The sequence below is a fragment of the Roseococcus pinisoli genome, assembly GCF_018413645.1.
GTDB lineage: Bacteria > Pseudomonadota > Alphaproteobacteria > Acetobacterales > Acetobacteraceae > Roseococcus > Roseococcus pinisoli.
The window spans coordinates 602307-621982 of the sequence record NZ_JAHCDA010000002.1; the positions used below are offsets into that span (position 1 = coordinate 602307).

A 19676-nucleotide genomic window follows, 5' to 3' on the forward strand; every position below is an offset into this window, starting at 1 on the left:
GCCGCCGCTATTTCCACTTGGCCAGATAGAACCTCGGCAGCTCGTCCGGGAAGGCCTTGAACTCGAGCTGGCGCGAGAAGGCGTAGGTGTTCACATAGGTATGGAGGGGCAGGAAATAGGCCTGCTCCGTGATGCGCCGGATGGCGGCCGAATAGGCACGCTTGCGCGTATCCGCATCCGAGCTCGCGCCGCCCTCGGCGAGGAGGCGATGCACCTCGGGGTCGCGCGAATAGTCGTCGAGGCTGCCCTCCCCGAACCAGTTGGGCAGGAATGCGGAGACGTCGTTGATCGAGTAGCTGCCCCAGCTTCCCATCGACATGGCAAGCTCGCCTCGCCAGGCCCGCTGGATGAGGGCCGAGACCTGCAGCATGTTGAGGCGCGCCCGGATGCCGACGGCCTGGAGGTAGCTCTGCACCGCCTCGGACCACTGGCGCGGCTGCACGTAGCTCGTCAGCTCGATATCGAAGCCGTTGGGATAGCCGGCTTCCGCCAGCAGCTCCCGCGCCCGGGCCGGGTTGTAGTCGTAGCGGACCGCCGCATCGCCATCGCAGCCGAACTGCGAGGGGAAGCAGGGCGCGGGCGGCACGCGCGAGCCGCCGCCCACCAGGCGCTCGGCCATGCTCTCCCGGTTGATGGCGTGGCTGACGGCCTGCCGGACCTTGAGCTTGGTCATCGGGTTGTCGGCGCCGCTGCGCCCCACGGCGTCGAGCATGAGGTAGCCGACGCGCATGGATTCCTGCCGCAGCGTCTGCAGCGTGGGCAGGCGGCTGACGTTGGGGATCTGGTCCGGATTCATGTTCCAGATCCAGTCCACGCGCTGGGCCAGCAGCTCCGTCAGCTCGGTCGCCGCATCGGTGACGAAGCGCGCCGTGATCTTGCGGATGGCCGGGCGCCCCTTCGGGCCGCCCTCGTAATATCCGTCGAAGCGCTCGTATTCGACGATGGAGGCGGAATCCACGCGGGTGATGCGATAGGGCCCAGTGCCGATCGGCGCGCGCGCATAGCCTTCCAGGCCCACGCGCTCGCGATACGCCTTCGGCCAGATCGGGCCGACCAGGGCCAGGTACTCCAGCGCCGCCGGCGTCGGGCGCTTCATGCGCAGGCGCACGCCGAAGTCGCCGGTCTTCTCGACGTTGTCGATCCAGGAATAGTTGCTGGGCGTCGCGACGCGTGCTTCGGGCTTGCTCACCGTATTGAGCGTGTAGACCACGTCGTCGGCCGAGAAATCGCTGCCGTCATGGAACTTCACGCCGCGTCGCAGGGTGAAGTCGATCGTCGTGCTGTCGACCTGCGTCCATTCGGTGGCCAGCGCCGGTACGATGTTGAAGGTCTCGGGATCGCGATGCACGAGGCCGTCCCAGGCCTGGTGCGCAAGGATCAGGCCGGTGCGCTGGTTGTTGTAGTAGGCATCGATGTTGGGCACGGAATCGCGGAAGACGACGCGCAGCGTATCGGCATTGCGCTGAGCTTCCGCGGCGCCGGAGACGAGGGCGGGAAGGCCGAAGCCGCCGACCGCGGCGATCCCCTTCCCGAAATGGCGACGACCGATATTCATGTCCGAGGCTCCCGATTTCTTGTGACGGGAGCCTAGAACAGGTTTTCGCGGTATTGAACCTTCGAAGCGCGATCGCCCTTCTATTCCGCCGCGCGCGCCTGCCTCGGGAAGAAGCGGTTCTCCGGCCGCGGCAGGCCGAGATGCTCGCGCAGGGTCGTACCCTCATATTCGCGGCGGAAGAGACCGCGGCGCTGCAGCTCCGGTACGACCCGGTCGACGAACTCGTCGAGACCGCCGGGCACGTAGGGGAACATCACGTTGAAGCCGTCGCAGGCGCGGCCCTCCAGCCATTCCTCCATCGTATCGGCGATGGTGGCCGGCGTGCCGACGATGGCCGCGCCGGCATAGCCGCCGATCCGCTGCGCCAGTTCGCGCACCGTCAGGTTCTCGCGTCGGCCGAGGTTGATGGCACGCTCGCGGCCGGACTTGCTGGCCTCCGTCTCCGGGATCTCGGGCAACGGCGCGTCGGGGTCGAAGGCGCGCGCATCCACGCCGAGGATGCTGGAGAGCGAGCCGATCGCGCTCTCATAATGCACCAGACTGTCGAGATGGGCGCGCTTGGCCCGCGCCTCCTCATCCGTGTCGCCGACGACGACGAGCGCGCCGGGCAGGATCTTCAGATGATCGGGGTTGCGGCCGGCCTTCGCGGCCCTGCCCTTCACGTCGGCGTAGAAGGCCTGCGCATCGGCGATGGGGCCACCGGCCGCGAAGATCATCTCGGCGGTCTCCGCGCCGATCTGCCGGCCGGCCTCCGAGGCGCCCGCCTGCACGATCACGGGCCAGCCCTGGACCGGACGCGCGACATTGAGCGGCCCGCGCACCGAAAGCTCCGGCCCCTTGTGGTTCAGCACATGCATGCGCGCCGGATCCCAGAAGATCCCACTCTCGACGTCGCGGATGAAGGCATCGTCCGCGAAGCTGTCCCACAGGCCGGTGACGACGTCGTAGAACTCCCGGGCGCGCTTGTAGCGCTCGCCATGGGCCATGTGCTCGTCATGGCCGAAGTTGAGCGCGGCATCGGGATTGGCGGTGGTGACGAGGTTCCAGCCCGCTCGCCCGTTCGAGATATGGTCGAGCGACGCGAATTTCCGGGCGACATGGTAGGGGTCATTATAGGTCGTCGAGGCCGTGGCGATCAGGCCGATGCGCTCGGTCACGGCCGCCAGCGCAGGCAGCAGGGTCAGCGGATCGAAGCTCGTCACCGTGTGGCTGCGCCGCAGGGATTCGATCGGCATGTTCAGCAGGGCCAGGTGGTCGGCCATGAAGAAGGCGTCGAACTTGCCGCGCTCCAGCGTCTGCACGAGCCGTACGAGGCGCGGGAAGTTGAAGTTCGCGTCGGGCCAGGCGCCGGGATATCGCCAGGCGCCGGTGTGGATGGAGACGGGGCGCATGAAGGCGCCGAGGTGAAGCTGTCTGCGTTCGGCCATGGGCGCCTCCTTGGCGCGTGCTTGGATCGGAATTCGCCGGCCGACGCCGGCGAATCAGCCGTCCCGGAAGCTAGAAGGCAGGCACGACGGCCCCCTGGAAGGTGGAACTCACGAAGTCCTTCACCTCCTGGGACTGGTAGATCTCGACGAGCCGCTTGGCCCAGGCGGCCTCGCGGTCCTGCTGCCGCACCACGATCAGATTGGCGTAGGGGCTGTCCGGGCTCTCGAGCGCGATGGCATCGCGGACAGGGTTGAGCGCCGCGGGGATGGCGAAGTTGGAGTTGATGGCCGCCGCCTCCACCTCGTCCAGCGCGCGCGGCAGCTGCGCCGCCTCAAGCTCCACGATGCGCAGGCGGCGCGGATTGGCGGCGATATCGGCCACGGTGGCGCGGAAGTCGGCGCCCTCGCGCAGGGTGAAGGCCCCGTTTGCCGCCAGCAGCACCAGCGCGCGGCCGCCATTGGTCGGGTCGTTCGGAATCGCGACGCGGCCGCCCTGCGGCACATCGGCGAGGCTGCGGTGCTTCCGCGAATAGATGCCCATCGGGAAGATGAGCGTCTTGCCCACCGCCACGAGCGGCAGGCGGCGGTCGCGCACCTGCTGATCCAGGAAGGGCTGGTGCTGGTAGCTGTTGGCGTCGAGGTCGCCGGCAGCCAGCGCGGCATTGGGCTGGATGTAGTCCTGGAACTCGACGATGCGGAGGGTGAGGCCGCTGCGGGCGGCGATCTCGCGCACCTTCTCCATCACCTGGGCATGCGGGCCGGCGGTGACGCCGATGCGCAGCGGCCGCTGGGCGGAACCGATCTCCTGGGCCAGGGCCGCGGTGGGCAGGGCAAGGCCGGCGAGAAGCAGGGGACGACGAGAGATCATGGCGAAAGCTCCGGGATCAACGGTGGGACACGCGCCGGACCAGCCAGTCGCCCAGCGACTGCAGCCCCTGCACGAAGACGATGAGGAGGATCACGACCGTCGCCATGACCTCTGGCATGAAGCGCTGGTAGCCGAAGCGGATGCCCAGATCGCCGAGGCCGCCGCCGCCGATCGCCCCGGCCATGGCCGAGAAGCCGACCAGCGAGACGAGCGCCACGGTCGTGGCCGCGATGATGCCGGGCAGCGCCTCGGGCACCAGCACCTTGAGCACGATCTGCAGGCGTGTGGCGCCCATGGCGCGCGCCGCCTCGATGACGCCCTTGTCGACCTCGCGCAGCGCATTCTCGAAGAGGCGGGCGAGGAAGGCCGTGGCGGCCAGCGCCAGCGGCACGACGGCCGCGCCCGTGCCGATGGAGGTGCCGGCCACCAGGCGCGTGAAGGGGATGATCGCCACCATCAGGATGATGAAGGGCGTCGAGCGCGCGGCGTTCACGGTCAGCCCGATCGGCTTGTTGATCCAGGCGCGCGGGCTCAGCCCGTCCCGGTCGGTGACGTGCAGCAGCAGCGCGATCGGCAGGCCGAGCGCGACCGCAATGGCCGCCGCGGCGCCGACCATGATCAGCGTCTCCCAGAAGGCTTCGAGCAGGAGGTCCTGCATCGTGGGGGTGAGCCAGCTCATCTCGCCTCCGATCGCTGAAGGGCGTCGGCCCGAAGGCCTGAATCGGCGGCGCTCATGCCGGCAGCTCCTGAACCGTCAGGCCCAGCCTGCGCATCCAGGCCAGGGAGGCGCGGACCTTCTCCTCCGGCCCATAGGCGGCCAGCGCCATGACGCCGAAGGGCTCGCCGGCGATCTCGTCGATGCGGCCGGAGACGATGTTGATGTCGATGCCAAAGTCGCGACTGGCCTCGCTGACCACGGCGCGCGTGCTGTTCGGCCCGGCGAAGATCACCTGGGCCAGCTGCCGCACCTCGCCCGGCCCGGGCTCGGGCAGGCGCGCCAGGGTCGCTTCCGGCACGGAATGGCCCACGACCTCCGAGACGAAGTGACGCGTGGTGGCCTGCTCCGGGCGCGTAAAGACGTCGAAGACACGGCCCTGCTCGATGATGCGGCCGGCCTCCATCACCGCCACGCGGTCGCAGATGGCCTTCACCACGCCCATCTCGTGGGTGATGAGCAACACCGTCAGGTCCAGGCGGCTACGCAGCCCGCGGATCAGCGCCAGGATCTCCTGCGTGGTCTCGGGGTCGAGCGCGCTGGTCGCCTCGTCGCAGAGCAGGATGCCGGGCCGGGACGCCAGGGCGCGGGCAATGCCCACACGCTGCTTCTGCCCGCCCGAGAGCTGCGCCGGATAGGCGTCGCGCTTGCCCTCGAGGCCCACCAGCGGAAGGATCTCGTCCACCCGCGCCCGTCGCTCGGCGGAGGAAAGTCCGGCGACCTCCAGCGGGAAGGCCACGTTCTGGGCCACCGTCCGCCGGCTGTGCAGGTTGAAATGCTGGAAGACCATGCCGATGCCCCGCCGCGCCGCGCGCAGACCCGCATCGTCCAGCGCCAGCATGTCCTGCCCCAGCACCGAGATGCTGCCCGCATCCGGACGCTCCAGCAGGTTCACGGTGCGGATCAGCGTCGACTTGCCGGCGCCGGAACGCCCGACGATGCCGAAGATCTCCCCCGCCCGCACCTCGAGCGAGACGTCGTCCAACGCCACCGTGCCGCCGGCGGCAAAGCGCTTGCGCAGGCCCGTCAGGACGATGGCCGTCAATTCCGAGGCTCCGGCGATATCACGCATGATGATTGTAATATGACATGCAACCCGCCCGCGTGAAGTGATTTCGCGAGCGGGACAGCCATGCCGGAAGCTGAGCCTAGAGCTTCTTCACCCGGCCAGATGATCCCATCGGGTCGGGTGATCCTCCATAGGATTATTCCGGCTGCACCCCGGCGAGCCTCAACAGCTGCTGGGCACGGTCGAAGTCGCGCTGGATGTAATCGTCCAGCTCGGCGCCCTTCTGGAAGAGCGGCACGATGGCCAGGCCTTCGAGCCGGGCCTTCACCGCCGGCTCGGCCATGATCGCCTCGACTTCTTCGGCGATCCGCGCGGTGATGGTGTCCGGCGTGCGCGGCGGCGCCCAGACCACCCACCAGGACTGTGCGTCGACCTCGGGGAAGCCGGATTCGGCCGTCGTCGCCAGCTCCGGCGCAGCGGCGTTGCGCCGGGGCGCCGTCAGCGCCAGGCCGCGCAGGTTGCCGGCGCGGACCGGCGGCAGCATCGCCAGCATCGGGTCAATCTGCACGCCGATGCTGCCGCCCATCAGATCGGCCAGCGCGGGCGTCGTGCCGCGATAGGGCACAAGCGTGACGTCGGCGCCGATGGCCCGGGTAAACTGGATCGTGGAAAGATGGCCCGCCGATCCGAGCGCCGAGACGCCGAAGGACCAGTCGCGCGGATTGGCCCGGGCGGCGTCCTTCACTTCGGCCATGGTCCGCTGCGGACGGTTCGGGTTGCTGGCGATGAGGCAGGGCCCCTCGCCGGTCCGCGCGATGGGCTTCAGGTCGGTAAGCGGGTCATAGCCCGGATTGCGCATCACCAGCCGAGCGATGGTCTGCACGCTGGCCGAGATCAGCAGCGTGTAGCCATCCGGCGTCGCGGTCGACACCGCGATGCCGCCGATCGTGCCATTCGCGCCCGCGCGGTTGTCGACGGTGAAGGCCTGGCCTGTCCGCTCCTGCAGCCGCATCGCGACCACCCGCGCCATGACGTCCACCGAGCCACCGGCCGCGAAGGGGACGACGATGCGCACGGGGCGCTGGGGCCAGACCGACTGCCCGAGCACCGGGGGAGCGGCCAGCGGCACGGCGGCCGCCGCGGTGAAGAGAGCTCGGCGCGTCGTCATCAGAAAGTCTCCTTGTAGGGGCGCAGGTCGAGTTCCAACGTCCAGGCCGAGCGGTGCTGGCGATGGAGCTGCCAATAGGCCTCTGCGATGGCGTCGGTGTTCAGCAGCCCGTCCTCGCCGGCCGCCGCCACGCGCTCCGGCCGGCGCTGGCGCAGCCGCTCGCCGTCGATGCCGCCATCGATGACCGCATGCGCGACGTGCAGACCGAGGGGCCCGAGCTCACGCGCCGCCGATTGGGCGATGGCGCGCAGGCCCGCCTTGGCCGAGGCGAAGGCCGCGAAATTCGCCGCGCCCCGCAGGCTGGCGGTCGCGCCGGTGAAGATCAGTGTTCCGCGCCCCTTCGGAACCAGGCGCCGCGCAGCCTCCCGCCCCACCACGAAGCCACCCAGCGTGTTTGTGCGCCAGGCCTCTTCGAAGGTCTCGACGGAGATGTCGCGGAACGGCGTGCGAATGTTCACACCGGCGTTGAAGACCACGATCTCTGGGTCTGCGGCGCGGTCGAAAAGCCTGGCGATCTCGAGGGAATCCGTCGCATCGGCGACGATGGCCTCGGCTGTCCCGCCAGCGGCCGTGATGCCCTCCACGACGGCGGCAAGCTTGTCCATCGTGCGGCCGGCAACGAGGACGCGATGGCCCTCGCGAGCAAAGCGGCGGGCGACGGCCGCGCCCAGCCCTTGTTCGGCGCCGACGCCGACGATGATCGCTTCGGTAACCATGTTGCAATGCAGCCTGCCCGGCATCGGGAGCTGATTCAAGTAACCCCCGACGGCATGACGTGGATTTTCCCAGGCATTGCCTTCACCGGCGCAAAATCCAGGCGTGCGCAGCTTTCTAGGCTACCGCTTCGGCCTCCGGCTCCAGGTCGACGCTGACCTCCAACTGATGCTCCCCGCCGCCCAGCAGCACGCCGCGCAAGGGGGATATGTCGGAGAAGTCCCGGCCCCAGGCCAACACGACATGCTCGTCCCGCACGACGATGCCGTTGGTGGGGTCGAGCTGCACCCATTCATCGCCGATCCAGGCAGAGACCCAGGCATGGGACTGGTCCGCCCCGCGCCGCCGCGCCTGGCCGGGCGGCGGCCGTGTCCGGACGTAGCCGGAGACATAGCGTGCCGGCAGGCCGAGCCCCCGCAGCCCTGCCAGCATGACCTGGCTGAAATCCTGGCAGACGCCGCGCCGCGTCCGCAGCACCTCGGAGATGGGCGTGGTGATGCTGGTCACGCCGGAGCGGAAGGCGAAGTCGCGCCCGAAGCGCGCATTGAGATCCAGCAGCCCCTCGAGCACCGGGCGGCCGGGAGGGAAGCTGGCGCCGGCATAGGCCGTCGCCTCGGCGATCAGCGGGATGGAAGGCGTGGGCAGCAGGAAATCCGCCGTGCCCGCGCAGGCCGTGGCCGTGGCGATCCATTCCCACGGCCTCGTATTCGCCGAAGCCGGCGGCGCGGGGAAATCCACCTCCACCAGCGATTCGGCCGTCACCTCGAAGCTGTTATGGGGCGCCACGAGAAAGAGGCGCGCCGCGACATTGCCGAAATGGTCGTGCGTCTCGGTATGGTGGTCCGGCGCCGGCAGGCAAGCCAGGCGCGCCCAATGCACCCGCTGCCCGGGAAGGCTGCGCGGCTTGAGGTGCAGGAGATGGGAGGCGAGGTCCACCGGCTGGGCGTAGTCGTAGGCCGTCCGGTGGCGGAGACGGTAGATCATGCCCCACCATGCCGGATGCACGGCCGTGGCGCCACGCCGCGCGGCCGGTTCATGCCTCCAGGACGGCCGGTTCCCGCGTGTCCACGCCCACCGCATGCGTCTCGGAGAGCAGCGCGAAGTAGCGGCGGGCCAGACTGTCCGAGAGGTCGCCAATGCCGGCCGCCATCTCGCGCAACAGGGGCGGAAGGTCCCGCGCCGCGGCCGCGGCCTGGTCCGGCGCGGCCAGGAGCAGGGCCGTGATGCCCTCGGCCTGGCCGAGCAGGCGCCCGGCTTCCTGGGCCGGCCCCTCCTCTTCCGCGAAGCCCGACACCTCGGCCAGGGCCGCGCGGATGCCGGCGAGCTGGAAGGCCAGCCCGCGCGGATTGGCCGGGTCCGCCAAGACGAGGTCCAGCGCCGGCGCCGGCTGCAGGACGGCGAGGTAGCGGCTGCGATAGGTGATGACGCTGTCGCAGAGCTCCAGCACCAGCCGCAATCCGGCCTCGATGCGGGCGGGCGGGCCGTCCAGCGCGACCGCGACCTCTGCCGCCACCGCCTGGGCGCGCTCCACACGACGCCCCAGCTCGAGGAAGAGCCGGGCGCCGCCCCGCACCATGTTCTCGGCAGCGATCCCGGCCACCGCATTGGCGAAACGCAGCGAGGGGATCAGCGCGCGGGCGAGTTCCGGCAGCTCGGCCGCCGGGGCACGCAGCGCTTCTTGCGCCTCACGCAGCGTCTGCTTGAGGGTCGCGTGCATATCGGCGGTCAGTCGGTCGCGGACGGCTTCCACCAAACCGCCGATACGCTCCAGCAGCCGCCGGACGGCCGGTCGCGCGGTGCGCTCCAGGCCATTGGCCAAGGGCATCAGGCTTCCCGCGCTGGGGCGCGCCTCCTCGTCGAGGAGATAGGCCTCCCGCAGGCAGGTCGTCAGCGTGGAGAGCTCGGCCAGCTCGCGCGCCAGCAGCGAGCCACGGCGGAGGCGCTGGATCGCGGCGCGCATCAACCGGGCCGCGCGGTCCAGGCGCTCGACGTAGCGGCCGAGCCAGAAGAGGTTATCCGCCACCCGCGACGGAATGGTGCCCGAGGTGCGCCGGATGGCCAGCGGCGGGCCGCTCCGCGCCGCGGGACCGATGATCGCCTCGGAAGGATCCGCCGGCACCCAGACGTCCTTGCACCAGCCGGCCGCCGGCAGCCGCCCCGTGAGCGCCATCCCCTCTGTCGCGACGCGCGCCACGCCGCCGGGCAGGACCTGCCATTGCGTCCCGTCCGAGACCGCAAAGAGGCGCAGCACAAAGGGGGTCGGCGTCAGGGTTGAGCCGACGAGGGAGGGCGCCACCGGCAGGAAGGGCAACGCGATCGCGGCCAGGCCGGCCGGCGGGCTCTCGGACGGGGGAAAGGCCGTCTCTGACGCACCTCCCTGCCCCGCCGGCCGAAAGCGCCAACTGCCGTAGCCCTCGGGCAGCGGCGGCACGGGCGCGCCCTGGGGCAGCCAATGCGTTGGCAGGGAGGGAAGCCGCAGGTTCTCGCCCAGCAGTTGGGGGCAAAGCCGCTCGAGAAAGGCGGCCAGCGCCGGGGCCTCGCCGAAGCCGCTGCCCGGCGCGTTCAGCAGCGTCAGGGCGCCATGCCGCACCGCGTCCAAAATGCCGGGGATGCCGCCGGCCGCATCGGCTTCCGGCTGGTCGAGGGGGTCGAGCGTCCCGGCATCGACGCGGGAAAGCACGAGGTCGACCGGCTGGAGCCCGGCCAGGGTCTTCAGGAAGAGCCTGCCCCCACGCATGGTGAGGTCGCCGGTCTCGACCAGCGCGCAGCCCAGCTCGCGGGAGAGGACCACATGCTCGAACCAATGCGGATCACGCGTGCCGGGCGAGAGCAGCGCCATGGCGGGGTCGCGGCGCTCCTGCGGCGCCAGGCGGATCAGGGCCTCCTGCCAGAGCTCGAAGAAAGGGGAGAGGCCGCGCGGCTGGGCCGCGCCGAAGGCCTCGGCCATGGCCATGCTGTGCAGACGCCGGTTCTCCAGCAAGCGCCCGAGGCCTGAGCAGCGGCTCGTCCGGTCCTGCAGCACGGCCCAGCTGCCGTCGGGCCGGCGCAGCACGTCGGCGGCGTAGAGATGCAGCATGGGGCGGCGAGCCGGGCTCGAGCTGCGGCGCGCGCTGCGCAGGAAGGCGGGGCTGCCGAAGACCAGCGGCGCGGGAATATGGCCCGCGGCGAGCAGTTCCTGCGGGCCGTAGATATCGGCCAGGACCGCATCGATCAGCCGCGCGCGCTGGGCCAGGCCGGCGGCCAGCTCGTCGAACTCCTCGGCCATGATCGGCAGGGGGACTGGGTCGAGCTTCCACGTCGCATCCGCGGCGCCGGGCAGCAGCGAGGCCACGCCGTCATCGGCCATCGCCCGCGCGAGCCGCTCGCCGCGCTCGGCCAGCGCCGGCCGCCCCAGGCTGCCGATGATACCCATGAGCGCGCGCCAGTGCCCGCGGATGCGGCCGGCGCCCGAGACCATCTCGTCCGGCCCGCCGACCAGGAGGTCAGTCATCATGCCGTGCCTGGCCGGCGAAGGCCCGCAGATCGAGCGTGCAGGGATGTTCGAGACTGCGCTCCGGCTCTGCCAGGGACTGCGGCCCGGCCCGGTGGCCGAAGGGGATGAAGCGTGAGCGACGGCGCGCCTCGGCCGCATTGGCGTTCACTGGGAAGCTGTCATAGGCCATGCCGCCGGGATGCACGACCTCATGGGTGAGGCCGCCCAGGGAACGGCCGGACCATCGGTCATGCACGTCGAGAATTAGGGGCCCCTGGGCCCGGATCGTCGGATGCAGGGCGGAGGGCGGGTCCCAGGCCTTGAAGCGGATGCCGGCCACGAACTCTCCGGCGCGGCCGGTGGGCTGCAGGGGCACCGCGACGCCGTTGGCGGCCAGAAGGAAGCGCTCGGGCACCCAGTTGGTCACCTTCGCCTGAACGCGCTCGATGCTGCTGTCGACATAGCGGACCGTGCCGCCCGAGGTCTGCTCCTCGCCGAGAACGTGCCAGGGTTCCAGCGCCGCGCGCAGCTCGACCTCCATGGAGCCCAGGGAGATCTGGCCGATCTGCGGGAAGCGGAACTCCAGATGCGGCGCGAACCATTCGCGCTCCAGCGGGAAACCAAGCTGGCCGAGCTCCTCGAGCGCGCCGAAGAAATCCTCGGCGACGTGGTGCGGCAGCATGAAGCGGTCATGCAGGCTCGTGCCCCAGCGCGTCAGCGGCCGGCGATAGGGCGCCTTCCAGAAGGCGGCGAGCGCCGAGCGCATGAGCAGCATCTGCGCAAGGCTCATCTGCGGATGCGGCGGCATCTCGAAGGCCCGGAACTCGACCAGGCCGCGGCGGCCGCTGGACGAGCCGGGATCGTACATCTTGTCGATGCAGAATTCCGTCCGGTGCGTATTGCCCGTCATGTCGGCCAGGAGGTTGCGGAACAGCCGGTCGGTCATCCAGGGCGGCGGCGTGCCCTCCACCCGATCGAGCTCCCCGAAGGCGATCTCCAATTCACGCAGCGCGTCCATCCGGGCCTCGTCCACGCGCGGATGCTGGCTGGTCGGGCCGATGAAGAGTCCGCTGAAGAGGAAGCTGAGCGACGGGTGGTTGTGCCAGAAGGAGACCAGGCTGCGCAGCAGGTCCGGCCGCCGGAGAAAGGGGCTGTCCTCCGCGCGGGCGGCGCCCATGACGACATGGTTGCCCCCGCCCGTGCCGACATGCCGGCCGTCGAGCATGAACTTTTCCGTGGCGAGGCCGATCTGCCGTGCCTCCTCGTAGAGCTGGCCGGTGCGCTCCACCATCTGCGGCCAGGAATGCGCGGGATGGACGTTCACCTCGATCACCCCGGGATCGGGCGTGACGGAGAAGCTCGGCAGGCGCGGATCCTCGGGCGGCGGATAGCCTTCCAGGATCACCTTCTGGCCCGTCGCCTCGGCCGTGTCCTCCACGGCTGCGACGAGGGAAAGCCAATCCTCCAGATGGGTGAGCGGCGGGAAGAAGACGTGGATATGCCCTCCCCGCGGCTCCACGCAGAGCGCGGTGCGGGGCGAGACGGGATCTTCCTTGGCGGCTGGCGGGGCGGCGGGAGACAGCTGCCGCTGCGCGCCCGCGATGTCCTTCACGATCGGCGGGACCGGGCGAAGCTGCTCCCTTGTCGGGAGCGGCCCCTCCGTCTCCTTCGTAAAGGGGTCGGGCTCGGGCTGGGCCTCCTTCGCGCGCTCGGCCGGATCGATCCAGGGCAGCGAAGCGAGCGGCAGGCGCAGGCCCATGGGCGCATCGCCTGGCGTCAGGAACAGCGTATCCTCGCGGAGGAACCAGCGCCCGGACTGCCAGCGGCGCTCGCCGGCCCGGGCTACGCGATGGAGCGGCAGCACCCATCCGACAGCCCCGGCCAGCCCCTCGCGGTACAGGCGCGCGAAGCGGGCGCGCTCCAACGGATCGCCCAGCCTGCTCTCCTCGGCGACGACATTGGCCGGCAGCCGGCCCTCCCGCCAGAGGTAATAATGGACATCCTCATGGGCGGGCCGCAACAGCTCCGCCGGCACCTGGAGGCGCTGGGCCAAGCCTTTGCCGAAGGCCTCGGCTTCCGCCGCGGTGGCCCGGCCCTCGTCATCGTCCGAGGCGAGCAGGGCGGGGTTGCGCCACACCGCCTCGCCATCCGTGCGCCAATGGGCGGATAGCGCGAAGCGGGGCAGCGGTTCGCCGGGATATTGCTTGCCCTGGCCGGTATGAAGGGCGGCGCCCTTGGCCCAGAGCGGCAGCAGACGGCGCAGCAACCGCCCGGCATAGGCGCGCTTGGTCGGCCCCAGGGCGTCGGTGTTCCATTCGGCCGCATCCGGATCCGCCGCGGCGACGAAGGTGGGCTCCCCACCCATGGTCAGGCGCATGTCCTGCGCGCGGATGGCCTCGTCCACGCGGGTACCGGCGGCCTCGATCGCCTCCCAGACCGCGGGGGCATAGGGCTTGGTGACACGCGGCGTCTCACGCAGGCGCGTCACCGTCATCTCGAAGCCGAATTCAGTCTCCGCCTTCTCGACGAGACCCGAGATGGGCGCGGCCGATTGCGGCTCCGGCGTCGCGGCGAGCGGGATATGCCCCTCGCCCGCCATCATGCCGGAGGTCGCGTCGAGCCCGACCCAGCCGGCGCCGGGCAGATAGACCTCGGCCCAGGCGTGCAGGTCGGTGAAATCGGTCGTCGGGCCCTCGGCGCCGCCGTCGACCGGCTTCTGGTCGGCCACCAGCTGGATGAGGTAGCCCGAGCAGAAGCGCGCGGCCAGGCCCAGATGGCGCAGCGCCTGGACCAGCAGCCAGGCGGAATCCCGGCAGGAGCCCCTGCCCTCGTTCAGCGTGTGCTCCGGCTCCCAGACGCCAGGCTCCAGCCGCACGATATAGGCGATGCGCGACTGCACGAGCTGGTTGACCGCCACCAGCATGTCCACCACGCGCTGCCTGTGCCGCGGGATCTGCGCGAGCAGCGCCTGGAGCAGCGGCCCCGTGGGCTCGAGGCGGCGAAAGGGCGCGAGCTCCTGGTCCAGGACGGGATCGTAGGCAAAGGGATAGTGCTCGGCCTCGGGCTCCAGGAAGAAGTCGAAGGGGTTGATGGCCGCCATGTCGGCGACGAGATCAACCGTCACCTCGAAACGCGTGACCCGCTCGGGAAAGACCACGCGGGCCTGAAAATTGCCCTGCGGGTCCTGCTGCCAGTTGATGAAGTTCGGCCGGGGCTCGACCTTCAGCGAATAGGCAAGGACCGGCGTGCGCGCATGGGGCGCGGGTCGGAGCCGGATGGTCTGTGGCCCCAGGGTTACGGCGCGGTCGTAGGAATAGCTGGTCTTGTGCGTGAGGGCGACGTGGATGGACATGCGCGGCCGATATCCCTGCAGCAAGGTTCCGCCGACTATAGGCACGTTCTTGCTGCACTGCACCGACCGGATTGCCTGATTCCGGCGGCAGCCCCCATGCTGGCGGCATGCAGCCCCTCTTCCCCCTCGACGACTTCCACATCACCCCCGGCGTCGCGCATCTCTGCGCGGGCGGGAAGACGCCGGCCCTGCGCAGCGCGGCCGATGCCGTCGTCCGCTACCTTGCCGACAAATCGGAGGGGCCGACCGGCGACGTCCGGCAGGAGGAGGAGATCCTCGGCCTGCGCCGGCGGCTCGCGGCCTCCTGGCGCTGCGGCGTGGAGGATATCGGCCTCGTCTCCTCGGTGGCCGAGGGCGTGGCCATGCTCGCCGGAAGCCTCGACTGGCGTGAGGGCGACGAGGTCGTGGTGCCCGACATCGAATACCCCTCCCTGGCCGCCCCCTTCGCCCTGCAACCGGGCGTGACGCTGCGCGTGGCGGAGGGCGCCGGCGGGATCGCCGCTGTCGTGACGCCGCGCACGCGGGTCATCGCCGTCAGCAGCACCAGCTTCCTCAATGCCGAGCGCGCGGACCTGCCGGCCCTGCGCGCCCTGGCCGATCGCACGGGCGCGCTGCTCGTGGTGGACCACACGCAGTCGGCCGGCTGGATGCCCATCGAGGCCTCCCTCGCCGACTTCGCCTTCGCCGCGAGCTACAAGTGGCTGCTCGGCATCTCGGGCATCGCCGTCGCCTACTGGAATCGCGCGCGGCAGCCGGGCTGGGCGCCGCGCAGCGCCGGCTGGTACTCCATGGCGAGCCAGGCCCGGCCCGACTGGCGCGAGCCCATCGGTCTCGTGCCTTCGGCGATGCGCTTCTGCCGCGGCAATCCCAATCACGCCGGCGTCTACGTGCTGAACGCCGCGCTCGACTACCTGGAGGCGCATCCCGGGGTGGAAGCGCATGTGACGGGCCTCGCCCGGGAGCTTCGGCGTCGGTGCCTGGAGGCGCAGCTGCCGATGATGACGCCCGAGCGGCACGGCGCCAGCGTCTGCCTGCCGCATCCCAGGGCGGCGGAAGCGGTGCGCGCGCTGGAGAGCCAGGGCATCCTGACCTGGAACGGCCGAGGCCGCATCCGGGTGAGCTTCCACGGCTACAATGACGGGCGCGACGTAGAGCGCGCCTTCGAGGGGCTGCTCGCCGTTTTCTGACCGCTGCCCGCCTTCCATTTCGCTGGCGGAATGCCGAACCCTCTTTCGGCATTCGCGGTTTGCCTGCGTCGCTCATCCGGCTATGACCGCGCCACGTTCACGAACGGCCGGCGGCAAGGTCTGGTCGAAGCATCAAAATGGGGAGTGGGAAACGTATGGCGGAGGCGCGCCCGACGGATGAAGTAAATACCGCAGTCGACGACATGGAATTCGCCAATGCGCGGCGGGAATTACCGGGAATTGCCGGCTTCGTCTGGCGTGCCGCAGCGGTCGCCTTCGTCGCGTTCCATCTGTGGTTTCTTCTGGTCCAGCCGGTGGACCCGACCATCACGCGCGCAATTCATGTTTTCTTCGGCGCGGCGCTCGGCTTCGCTCTCTTCGCGCCCCGCGCCAGCGCCACGGCGGAACGAAGCATCCCGATCTACGACTGGGTGCTGATCCTCGCCTCCCTCGCCATCCCTTTCCACTACATCCTGGATGCCGACGGCATCGAGATGCGCAGCTTCATGGGCCCGAATTCGACGGACCTCTGGGTCGCGGGGATCGGCATGCTGCTCGTGCTGGAATTCGCGCGCCGCACCGCGGGCCTCGTGATGCCGATGATCGCGATCATCTTCATCACCTACTGCTTCGTCGGCCCCTGGCTGCCGGGCATCCTCTTCCACCGCGGCGTCTCCTTCGACCAGGCGCTGGTGGAGCTCTTCGGCAATAACGGCGTCCTCGGCACGATCGTGCAGGTCAGCGCCAGCTTCATTATCATGTTCGTGGTCTTCGCGACCTTCCTGCAGACCTCCAAGGCCGGCGACTACTTCAATGACGTCGCGCTGGCGGCCGTGGGCCGGTTGCGGGGCGGCCCGGCGAAGGTGACGGTGCTGTCGGGCATCATGTTCGGGGCCGTCTCGGGCTCGGCCGTGGCGAATGTGGTCGCTTCCGGCGCCTTCACCATCCCGATGATGCGGCGTGTGGGCTACGACCGCCCCACAGCAGCCGCGATCGAGGCCACCAGCTCGACGGGCGGGCAGATCACGCCGCCCGTCATGGGCGCCGGCGCCTTCATCATGGCGGAGGTGCTGGGCATCCCCTACATGGACATCGCGCTGGCCGGCCTCATCCCTGCCCTGCTCTTCTACGTCGCGAACTACATTCACTGCGACCTCAATGCCCGCAAGCTCGGCATCCGCGGCCTGCCGCGCAACGAGCTGCCGCGTTGGACCAACCTGCTGCGGCGCGTCTACATGGCCGCGCCCCTGGTGCTGCTGATCTATATGCTGGTCCAGGGCTTCTCGCCCTTCCGCGCAGCCGCCTGGGGCATCGCCGCGACGCTGGTCATCATGGCCTTCACCGCGCTCACCCATCGCCTGACCATCCAGCGCGAAGGCCTGGTCACGGCCGTCCTCGGCTCCGTGAAGGAGACAGCAGAGGCCATCTACGAGACGCTGCACGGCAGCATGCGCGAGGTCATGCAGCTCATCGCCGTCTGCGCGGCGGCGGGCGTGGTGGCCGGCGTCATCGGCGTGACCGGCGTGGGCGGGCGCTTCGCCAACATGCTGCTCGAGGTCGCCGGAACCTCGTCCTTCCTGGCCATGATCTTCGCCATGGTCGTCGCCATCGTCCTGGGCATGGGCGTCCCCACGACGGCGGCCTATGCCATCGCGGGCGCCGTGGTGGCGCCGGGCCTGATCCGCATCGGTGTCGAGCCGCTGGTGGCCCATATGTTCATCTTCTACTACGCCATCCTCTCGGCCATCACGCCGCCCGTGGCATTGGCCTCCTTTGCCGCTGCCTCGATGGCACGGGCGGATATGTGGCGCACCAGCGTGATCGCGCTGAAGCTCGGCCTCGCGACCTTCATTGTGCCCTTCATGTTCTGGCTTTCGCCTGCCCTGCTCGCTCAGGGCGAGCTCAGCACTATCCTGATCGCCTTCGTGACGGCGGCCTGCGGCGTCTATCTGCTGGCCTGCGCGACCGAGGGCTGGATGCAGACCGGACCGCTGACCCTGCCGCTGCGGCTGCTCTCGGCCGGAGCGGGCCTGATGATGATGGTTCCGGAGCACTACACGGATCTGATCGGCCTCGCGATCGGGGTGCTGCTGCTGCTGCGCCAGCGCCGTGTCTATCCGACCGATTACATTGTCGGCCGCGGGGCCGGGGTGACGGCCGGCGGATAAGGCTCCGCGCTGAGAAAAACCCGGTCACGCGGCGGCGCGTGACCGGAAAGCATGGCGCCGTGGTCCGGATGGACCACGGCGCCGGTCGTCTTACCCGAAGGCCATCAGGCCAGGATGAGGTTGTCCGGGATCGTCTGGCCGGCCTCGCGGAGGTAGCGCGCCGCGCCGGGGTGATAGGGCAGGAAGGTGTTCTTGCCCGCATTGGCCGCGACCGTCTCCGACGCGGCGGAGATCGCCTGCCGCAGACGCGGCTGCGTGCCGAGCACCGCCTTCAGCATCTCGTAGACCAGGTCCTCGGGCAGCGAGCGATGGCCGATGGCGAAGTTGTACATGCCCACCACCCGCAGCTCGCGGCCTGCCGTGCGATAGGTGCTGGCCGGCAGGGTGCTGGGCGAGAGCTCGGGGAAGTTGCTCGTCAGCCTCGTCACCTCCTCGGGCGTGAAGTCGAGGAAATTGATCTCACCCGAGGTCTCGGCTTCCGAGAAGGCCGGGACCGGCACACCCGACGCGAAGAGGAAGGCATCCAGCAGGCCGTCCTGCAGCTGGCCCGACATGTCGCTTCCCGAACCGAAGCGGACGGAGCCCGGACGATGGCCGAGGGTGTTCAGGATCAGCGGGAAATAGGTGCCGGGCGTGCCGCCGCGCGGCCCCACGCCGACATTCTTGCCCGCGAGCAGCGCCATCGAGGTGATGCCGCTGCGCTTCAGCGCGATGCCGTGGAACGGCGTGTCATACATCGGGAAGAGGGCGCGGATGTCCCGGAAGCGATTGCCCTGCGTCCAGTCCCCCTGCCCGTTCCAGGCCTGCAGCGCGACGCCCATGGTCGTCATGCCGATCTCGACCTCGCGGCGCTGCACCAGGATGATGTTCTGGTTCGGCCCCTGGGTCGTGCGGAAGGAGACGTTGATGCCCGTCGCTTCCTGGACGAGCTGGCCCCAGGCGGGTCCGTATAGGGCATAGGTACCGCCCGGCGCCGCCGTTCCCATATTGAGGGCCCGAGGCCAGGCGGCATTGCGGGGCTGCGCAAAGGCCTGGCTCACGAGGGCGGGCGCGGCGATCGCCAGCGCCGAGCTGGCAAGAAGAGTGCGGCGTTGCATGAGAGCTCTTTCCTCCGGTTTATGGCCGGAAGAATGCCCCACTCGGCCGCCGGAGGAAATCCGTATTAACACGGCGTAACGCTGGCCGCCCCGGAAAGCTCCTCGGCCGCGACGAGTTACCGCCCCTTGAAGACCGGCGCGCGCTTCTCGCGGAAGGCCGTCAGCCCCTCGCGCAGATCCTCACTCTTCTGGCTGGCCCGCGCGCGCTCGATGGCGCCGGCCTCGTCGAAATCCTGCCGCGCGATTTCGTTGAGGCTGCGCTTCACGCCCTGCACCGCGAGCGGCGCGAGCGAGGCGATCCGCGTCGCCAGCGCATCCACCCGCGCATCGAGCTGGTCGGCCGAAACCACCTCGGTCAGGTAGCCGATGGCCAGCATCTCGGACGCGAAGATCTTTTCGGCGGTCAGAAACAGCTTCTTTGCCGCATTAAGGCCAAGCCGGCTGACATAGCGCTTCATGCCGGCGGGATAGTAATGGAGGCCGATCCGCGCGGCAGGCATGAACATCTCGGCCTGCTCAGTGCCGATCCGGAAATCGCAGCACAGGGCGAAATCCGTCGAGCCGCCATAGACGCCGCCATTGAGCCGGCAGATCACGGGAACCTTCAGGTTTTCCAGCGCCGTGCCCACGCTTTCGAAGGAAGGGCCGCCGTCCGCCGCGGTCACCTCGGCATCGGGCCGGTTCGCCATGTCGCCCAGGTGGTAGCCGGACGAGAAGGACTTGCCCGTTCCCGTCAGGATGACCACGCGGATGGCGGGATCGGCCTCGATGGTCTCGAAATGCTCGAGAAGCTTCAGCAGATCGGGCGGCTCGATGCGGTTATGCACCGCCGGCCGGTTCAGCCGGATGGTGGCGCGCGCGCCGTCGATCGTGAGCAGCGGCGTCGTGGCCTCGGCCTGCATGCCGTCCATGGGGGCTCTCCTGGTTCGTTGGCGCGCAAGATA

At 69.8% G+C, this 19676-nt stretch carries 14 protein-coding genes; 2 read left to right on the forward strand and 12 right to left on the reverse strand.

What is annotated here, in order from left to right:
- Positions 1 to 7 precede the first annotated feature (7 nt).
- The 10 genes from KHU32_RS11590 to KHU32_RS11635 form a co-directional block, all read right to left on the reverse strand.
- A complete protein-coding gene (locus KHU32_RS11590; RefSeq protein ID WP_213670248.1) occupies positions 8 to 1555 on the reverse strand; it encodes an ABC transporter substrate-binding protein in 1548 nt (515 codons plus the stop codon).
- Between the two features lie 80 nt (positions 1556 to 1635).
- Positions 1636 to 2982, reverse strand: a complete 1347-nt coding sequence (locus KHU32_RS11595) for an LLM class flavin-dependent oxidoreductase (protein WP_213670249.1) — start codon at positions 2980 to 2982, stop codon at positions 1636 to 1638.
- A 70-nt stretch (positions 2983 to 3052) separates the two neighbouring features.
- Complete coding sequence (locus KHU32_RS11600; protein ID WP_213670250.1) at positions 3053 to 3850, reverse strand: MetQ/NlpA family ABC transporter substrate-binding protein; 798 nt, start codon at positions 3848 to 3850, stop codon at positions 3053 to 3055.
- Positions 3851 to 3866: 16 nt separating this feature from the next.
- The gene (locus KHU32_RS11605) at positions 3867 to 4529 is read right to left on the reverse strand and encodes a methionine ABC transporter permease (protein WP_213670251.1); all 663 of its coding nucleotides are present in this window, start codon (positions 4527 to 4529) and stop codon (positions 3867 to 3869) included.
- A 52-nt stretch (positions 4530 to 4581) separates the two neighbouring features.
- The gene (locus KHU32_RS11610) at positions 4582 to 5610 is read right to left on the reverse strand and encodes a methionine ABC transporter ATP-binding protein (RefSeq protein WP_249680967.1); all 1029 of its coding nucleotides are present in this window, start codon (positions 5608 to 5610) and stop codon (positions 4582 to 4584) included.
- 160 nt (positions 5611 to 5770) lie between these two features.
- Positions 5771 to 6742 carry a Bug family tripartite tricarboxylate transporter substrate binding protein gene (locus KHU32_RS11615; protein ID WP_213670253.1) on the reverse strand — a complete coding sequence of 324 codons (972 nt, stop codon included), beginning with the start codon at positions 6740 to 6742 and terminating at the stop codon, positions 5771 to 5773.
- Positions 6742 to 7458 carry an SDR family NAD(P)-dependent oxidoreductase gene (locus tag KHU32_RS11620; protein WP_249680969.1) on the reverse strand — a complete coding sequence of 239 codons (717 nt, stop codon included), beginning with the start codon at positions 7456 to 7458 and terminating at the stop codon, positions 6742 to 6744. The genes KHU32_RS11615 and KHU32_RS11620 overlap by 1 nt, the downstream gene beginning before the upstream one ends.
- 115 nt (positions 7459 to 7573) lie before the next feature.
- Entirely contained in the window at positions 7574 to 8440 is an 867-nt protein-coding gene (locus tag KHU32_RS11625; RefSeq protein WP_213670255.1) for a transglutaminase family protein, read from the reverse strand.
- 49 nt (positions 8441 to 8489) lie between these two features.
- Positions 8490 to 10949 (reverse strand): circularly permuted type 2 ATP-grasp protein, encoded by a 2460-nt coding sequence (locus KHU32_RS11630; RefSeq protein ID WP_213670256.1) that lies wholly within the window; start codon positions 10947 to 10949, stop codon positions 8490 to 8492.
- On the reverse strand, positions 10939 to 14280 hold the full coding sequence (locus KHU32_RS11635; RefSeq protein ID WP_213670257.1) for a transglutaminase family protein: 3342 nt from the start codon (positions 14278 to 14280) through the stop codon (positions 10939 to 10941). The genes KHU32_RS11630 and KHU32_RS11635 overlap by 11 nt, the downstream gene beginning before the upstream one ends.
- A gap of 107 nt (positions 14281 to 14387) precedes the next feature.
- Between KHU32_RS11635 and KHU32_RS11640 the strand changes: the two genes are divergently transcribed.
- Together KHU32_RS11640 and KHU32_RS11645 are read left to right on the forward strand one after the other, a co-directional pair.
- Positions 14388 to 15467 carry an aminotransferase class V-fold PLP-dependent enzyme gene (locus KHU32_RS11640; RefSeq protein WP_213670258.1) on the forward strand — a complete coding sequence of 360 codons (1080 nt, stop codon included), beginning with the start codon at positions 14388 to 14390 and terminating at the stop codon, positions 15465 to 15467.
- A 155-nt stretch (positions 15468 to 15622) separates the two neighbouring features.
- A complete protein-coding gene (locus KHU32_RS11645) occupies positions 15623 to 17635 on the forward strand; it encodes a TRAP transporter permease (RefSeq protein ID WP_213670259.1) in 2013 nt (670 codons plus the stop codon).
- Positions 17636 to 17739: 104 nt separating this feature from the next.
- On the opposite strand, the gene KHU32_RS11650 is transcribed toward KHU32_RS11645, so the two are convergent.
- Positions 17740 to 18732, reverse strand: a complete 993-nt coding sequence (locus KHU32_RS11650; protein WP_213670260.1) for a TAXI family TRAP transporter solute-binding subunit — start codon at positions 18730 to 18732, stop codon at positions 17740 to 17742.
- A gap of 116 nt (positions 18733 to 18848) precedes the next feature.
- Positions 18849 to 19643, reverse strand: coding sequence for an enoyl-CoA hydratase/isomerase family protein (locus tag KHU32_RS11655; RefSeq protein ID WP_213670261.1), 795 nt, complete (start codon positions 19641 to 19643; stop codon positions 18849 to 18851).
- Between the last annotated feature and the right edge of the window lie 33 nt (positions 19644 to 19676).

Excerpts from the sequence above, each read along its gene's own strand:
- KHU32_RS11595 (WP_213670249.1), bottom strand. The coding sequence starts at position 2,982 with ATGGCCGAACGCAGACAGCTTCACCTCGGCGCCTTCATGCGCCCCGTC.
- KHU32_RS11640 (WP_213670258.1), top strand. The coding sequence starts at position 14,388 with ATGCAGCCCCTCTTCCCCCTCGACGACTTCCACATCACCCCCGGCGTC.
- KHU32_RS11650 (WP_213670260.1), bottom strand. The coding sequence starts at position 18,732 with ATGCAACGCCGCACTCTTCTTGCCAGCTCGGCGCTGGCGATCGCCGCG.
- KHU32_RS11590 (WP_213670248.1), bottom strand. The coding sequence starts at position 1,555 with ATGAATATCGGTCGTCGCCATTTCGGGAAGGGGATCGCCGCGGTCGGC.
- KHU32_RS11635 (WP_213670257.1), bottom strand. The coding sequence starts at position 14,280 with ATGTCCATCCACGTCGCCCTCACGCACAAGACCAGCTATTCCTACGAC.
- KHU32_RS11630 (WP_213670256.1), bottom strand. The coding sequence starts at position 10,949 with ATGATGACTGACCTCCTGGTCGGCGGGCCGGACGAGATGGTCTCGGGC.
- KHU32_RS11645 (WP_213670259.1), top strand. The coding sequence starts at position 15,623 with ATGGCGGAGGCGCGCCCGACGGATGAAGTAAATACCGCAGTCGACGAC.
- KHU32_RS11620 (WP_249680969.1), bottom strand. The coding sequence starts at position 7,458 with ATGGTTACCGAAGCGATCATCGTCGGCGTCGGCGCCGAACAAGGGCTG.
- KHU32_RS11615 (WP_213670253.1), bottom strand. The coding sequence starts at position 6,742 with ATGACGACGCGCCGAGCTCTCTTCACCGCGGCGGCCGCCGTGCCGCTG.
- KHU32_RS11625 (WP_213670255.1), bottom strand. The coding sequence starts at position 8,440 with ATGATCTACCGTCTCCGCCACCGGACGGCCTACGACTACGCCCAGCCG.
- KHU32_RS11600 (WP_213670250.1), bottom strand. The coding sequence starts at position 3,850 with ATGATCTCTCGTCGTCCCCTGCTTCTCGCCGGCCTTGCCCTGCCCACC.
- KHU32_RS11655 (WP_213670261.1), bottom strand. The coding sequence starts at position 19,643 with ATGGACGGCATGCAGGCCGAGGCCACGACGCCGCTGCTCACGATCGAC.
- KHU32_RS11605 (WP_213670251.1), bottom strand. The coding sequence starts at position 4,529 with ATGAGCTGGCTCACCCCCACGATGCAGGACCTCCTGCTCGAAGCCTTC.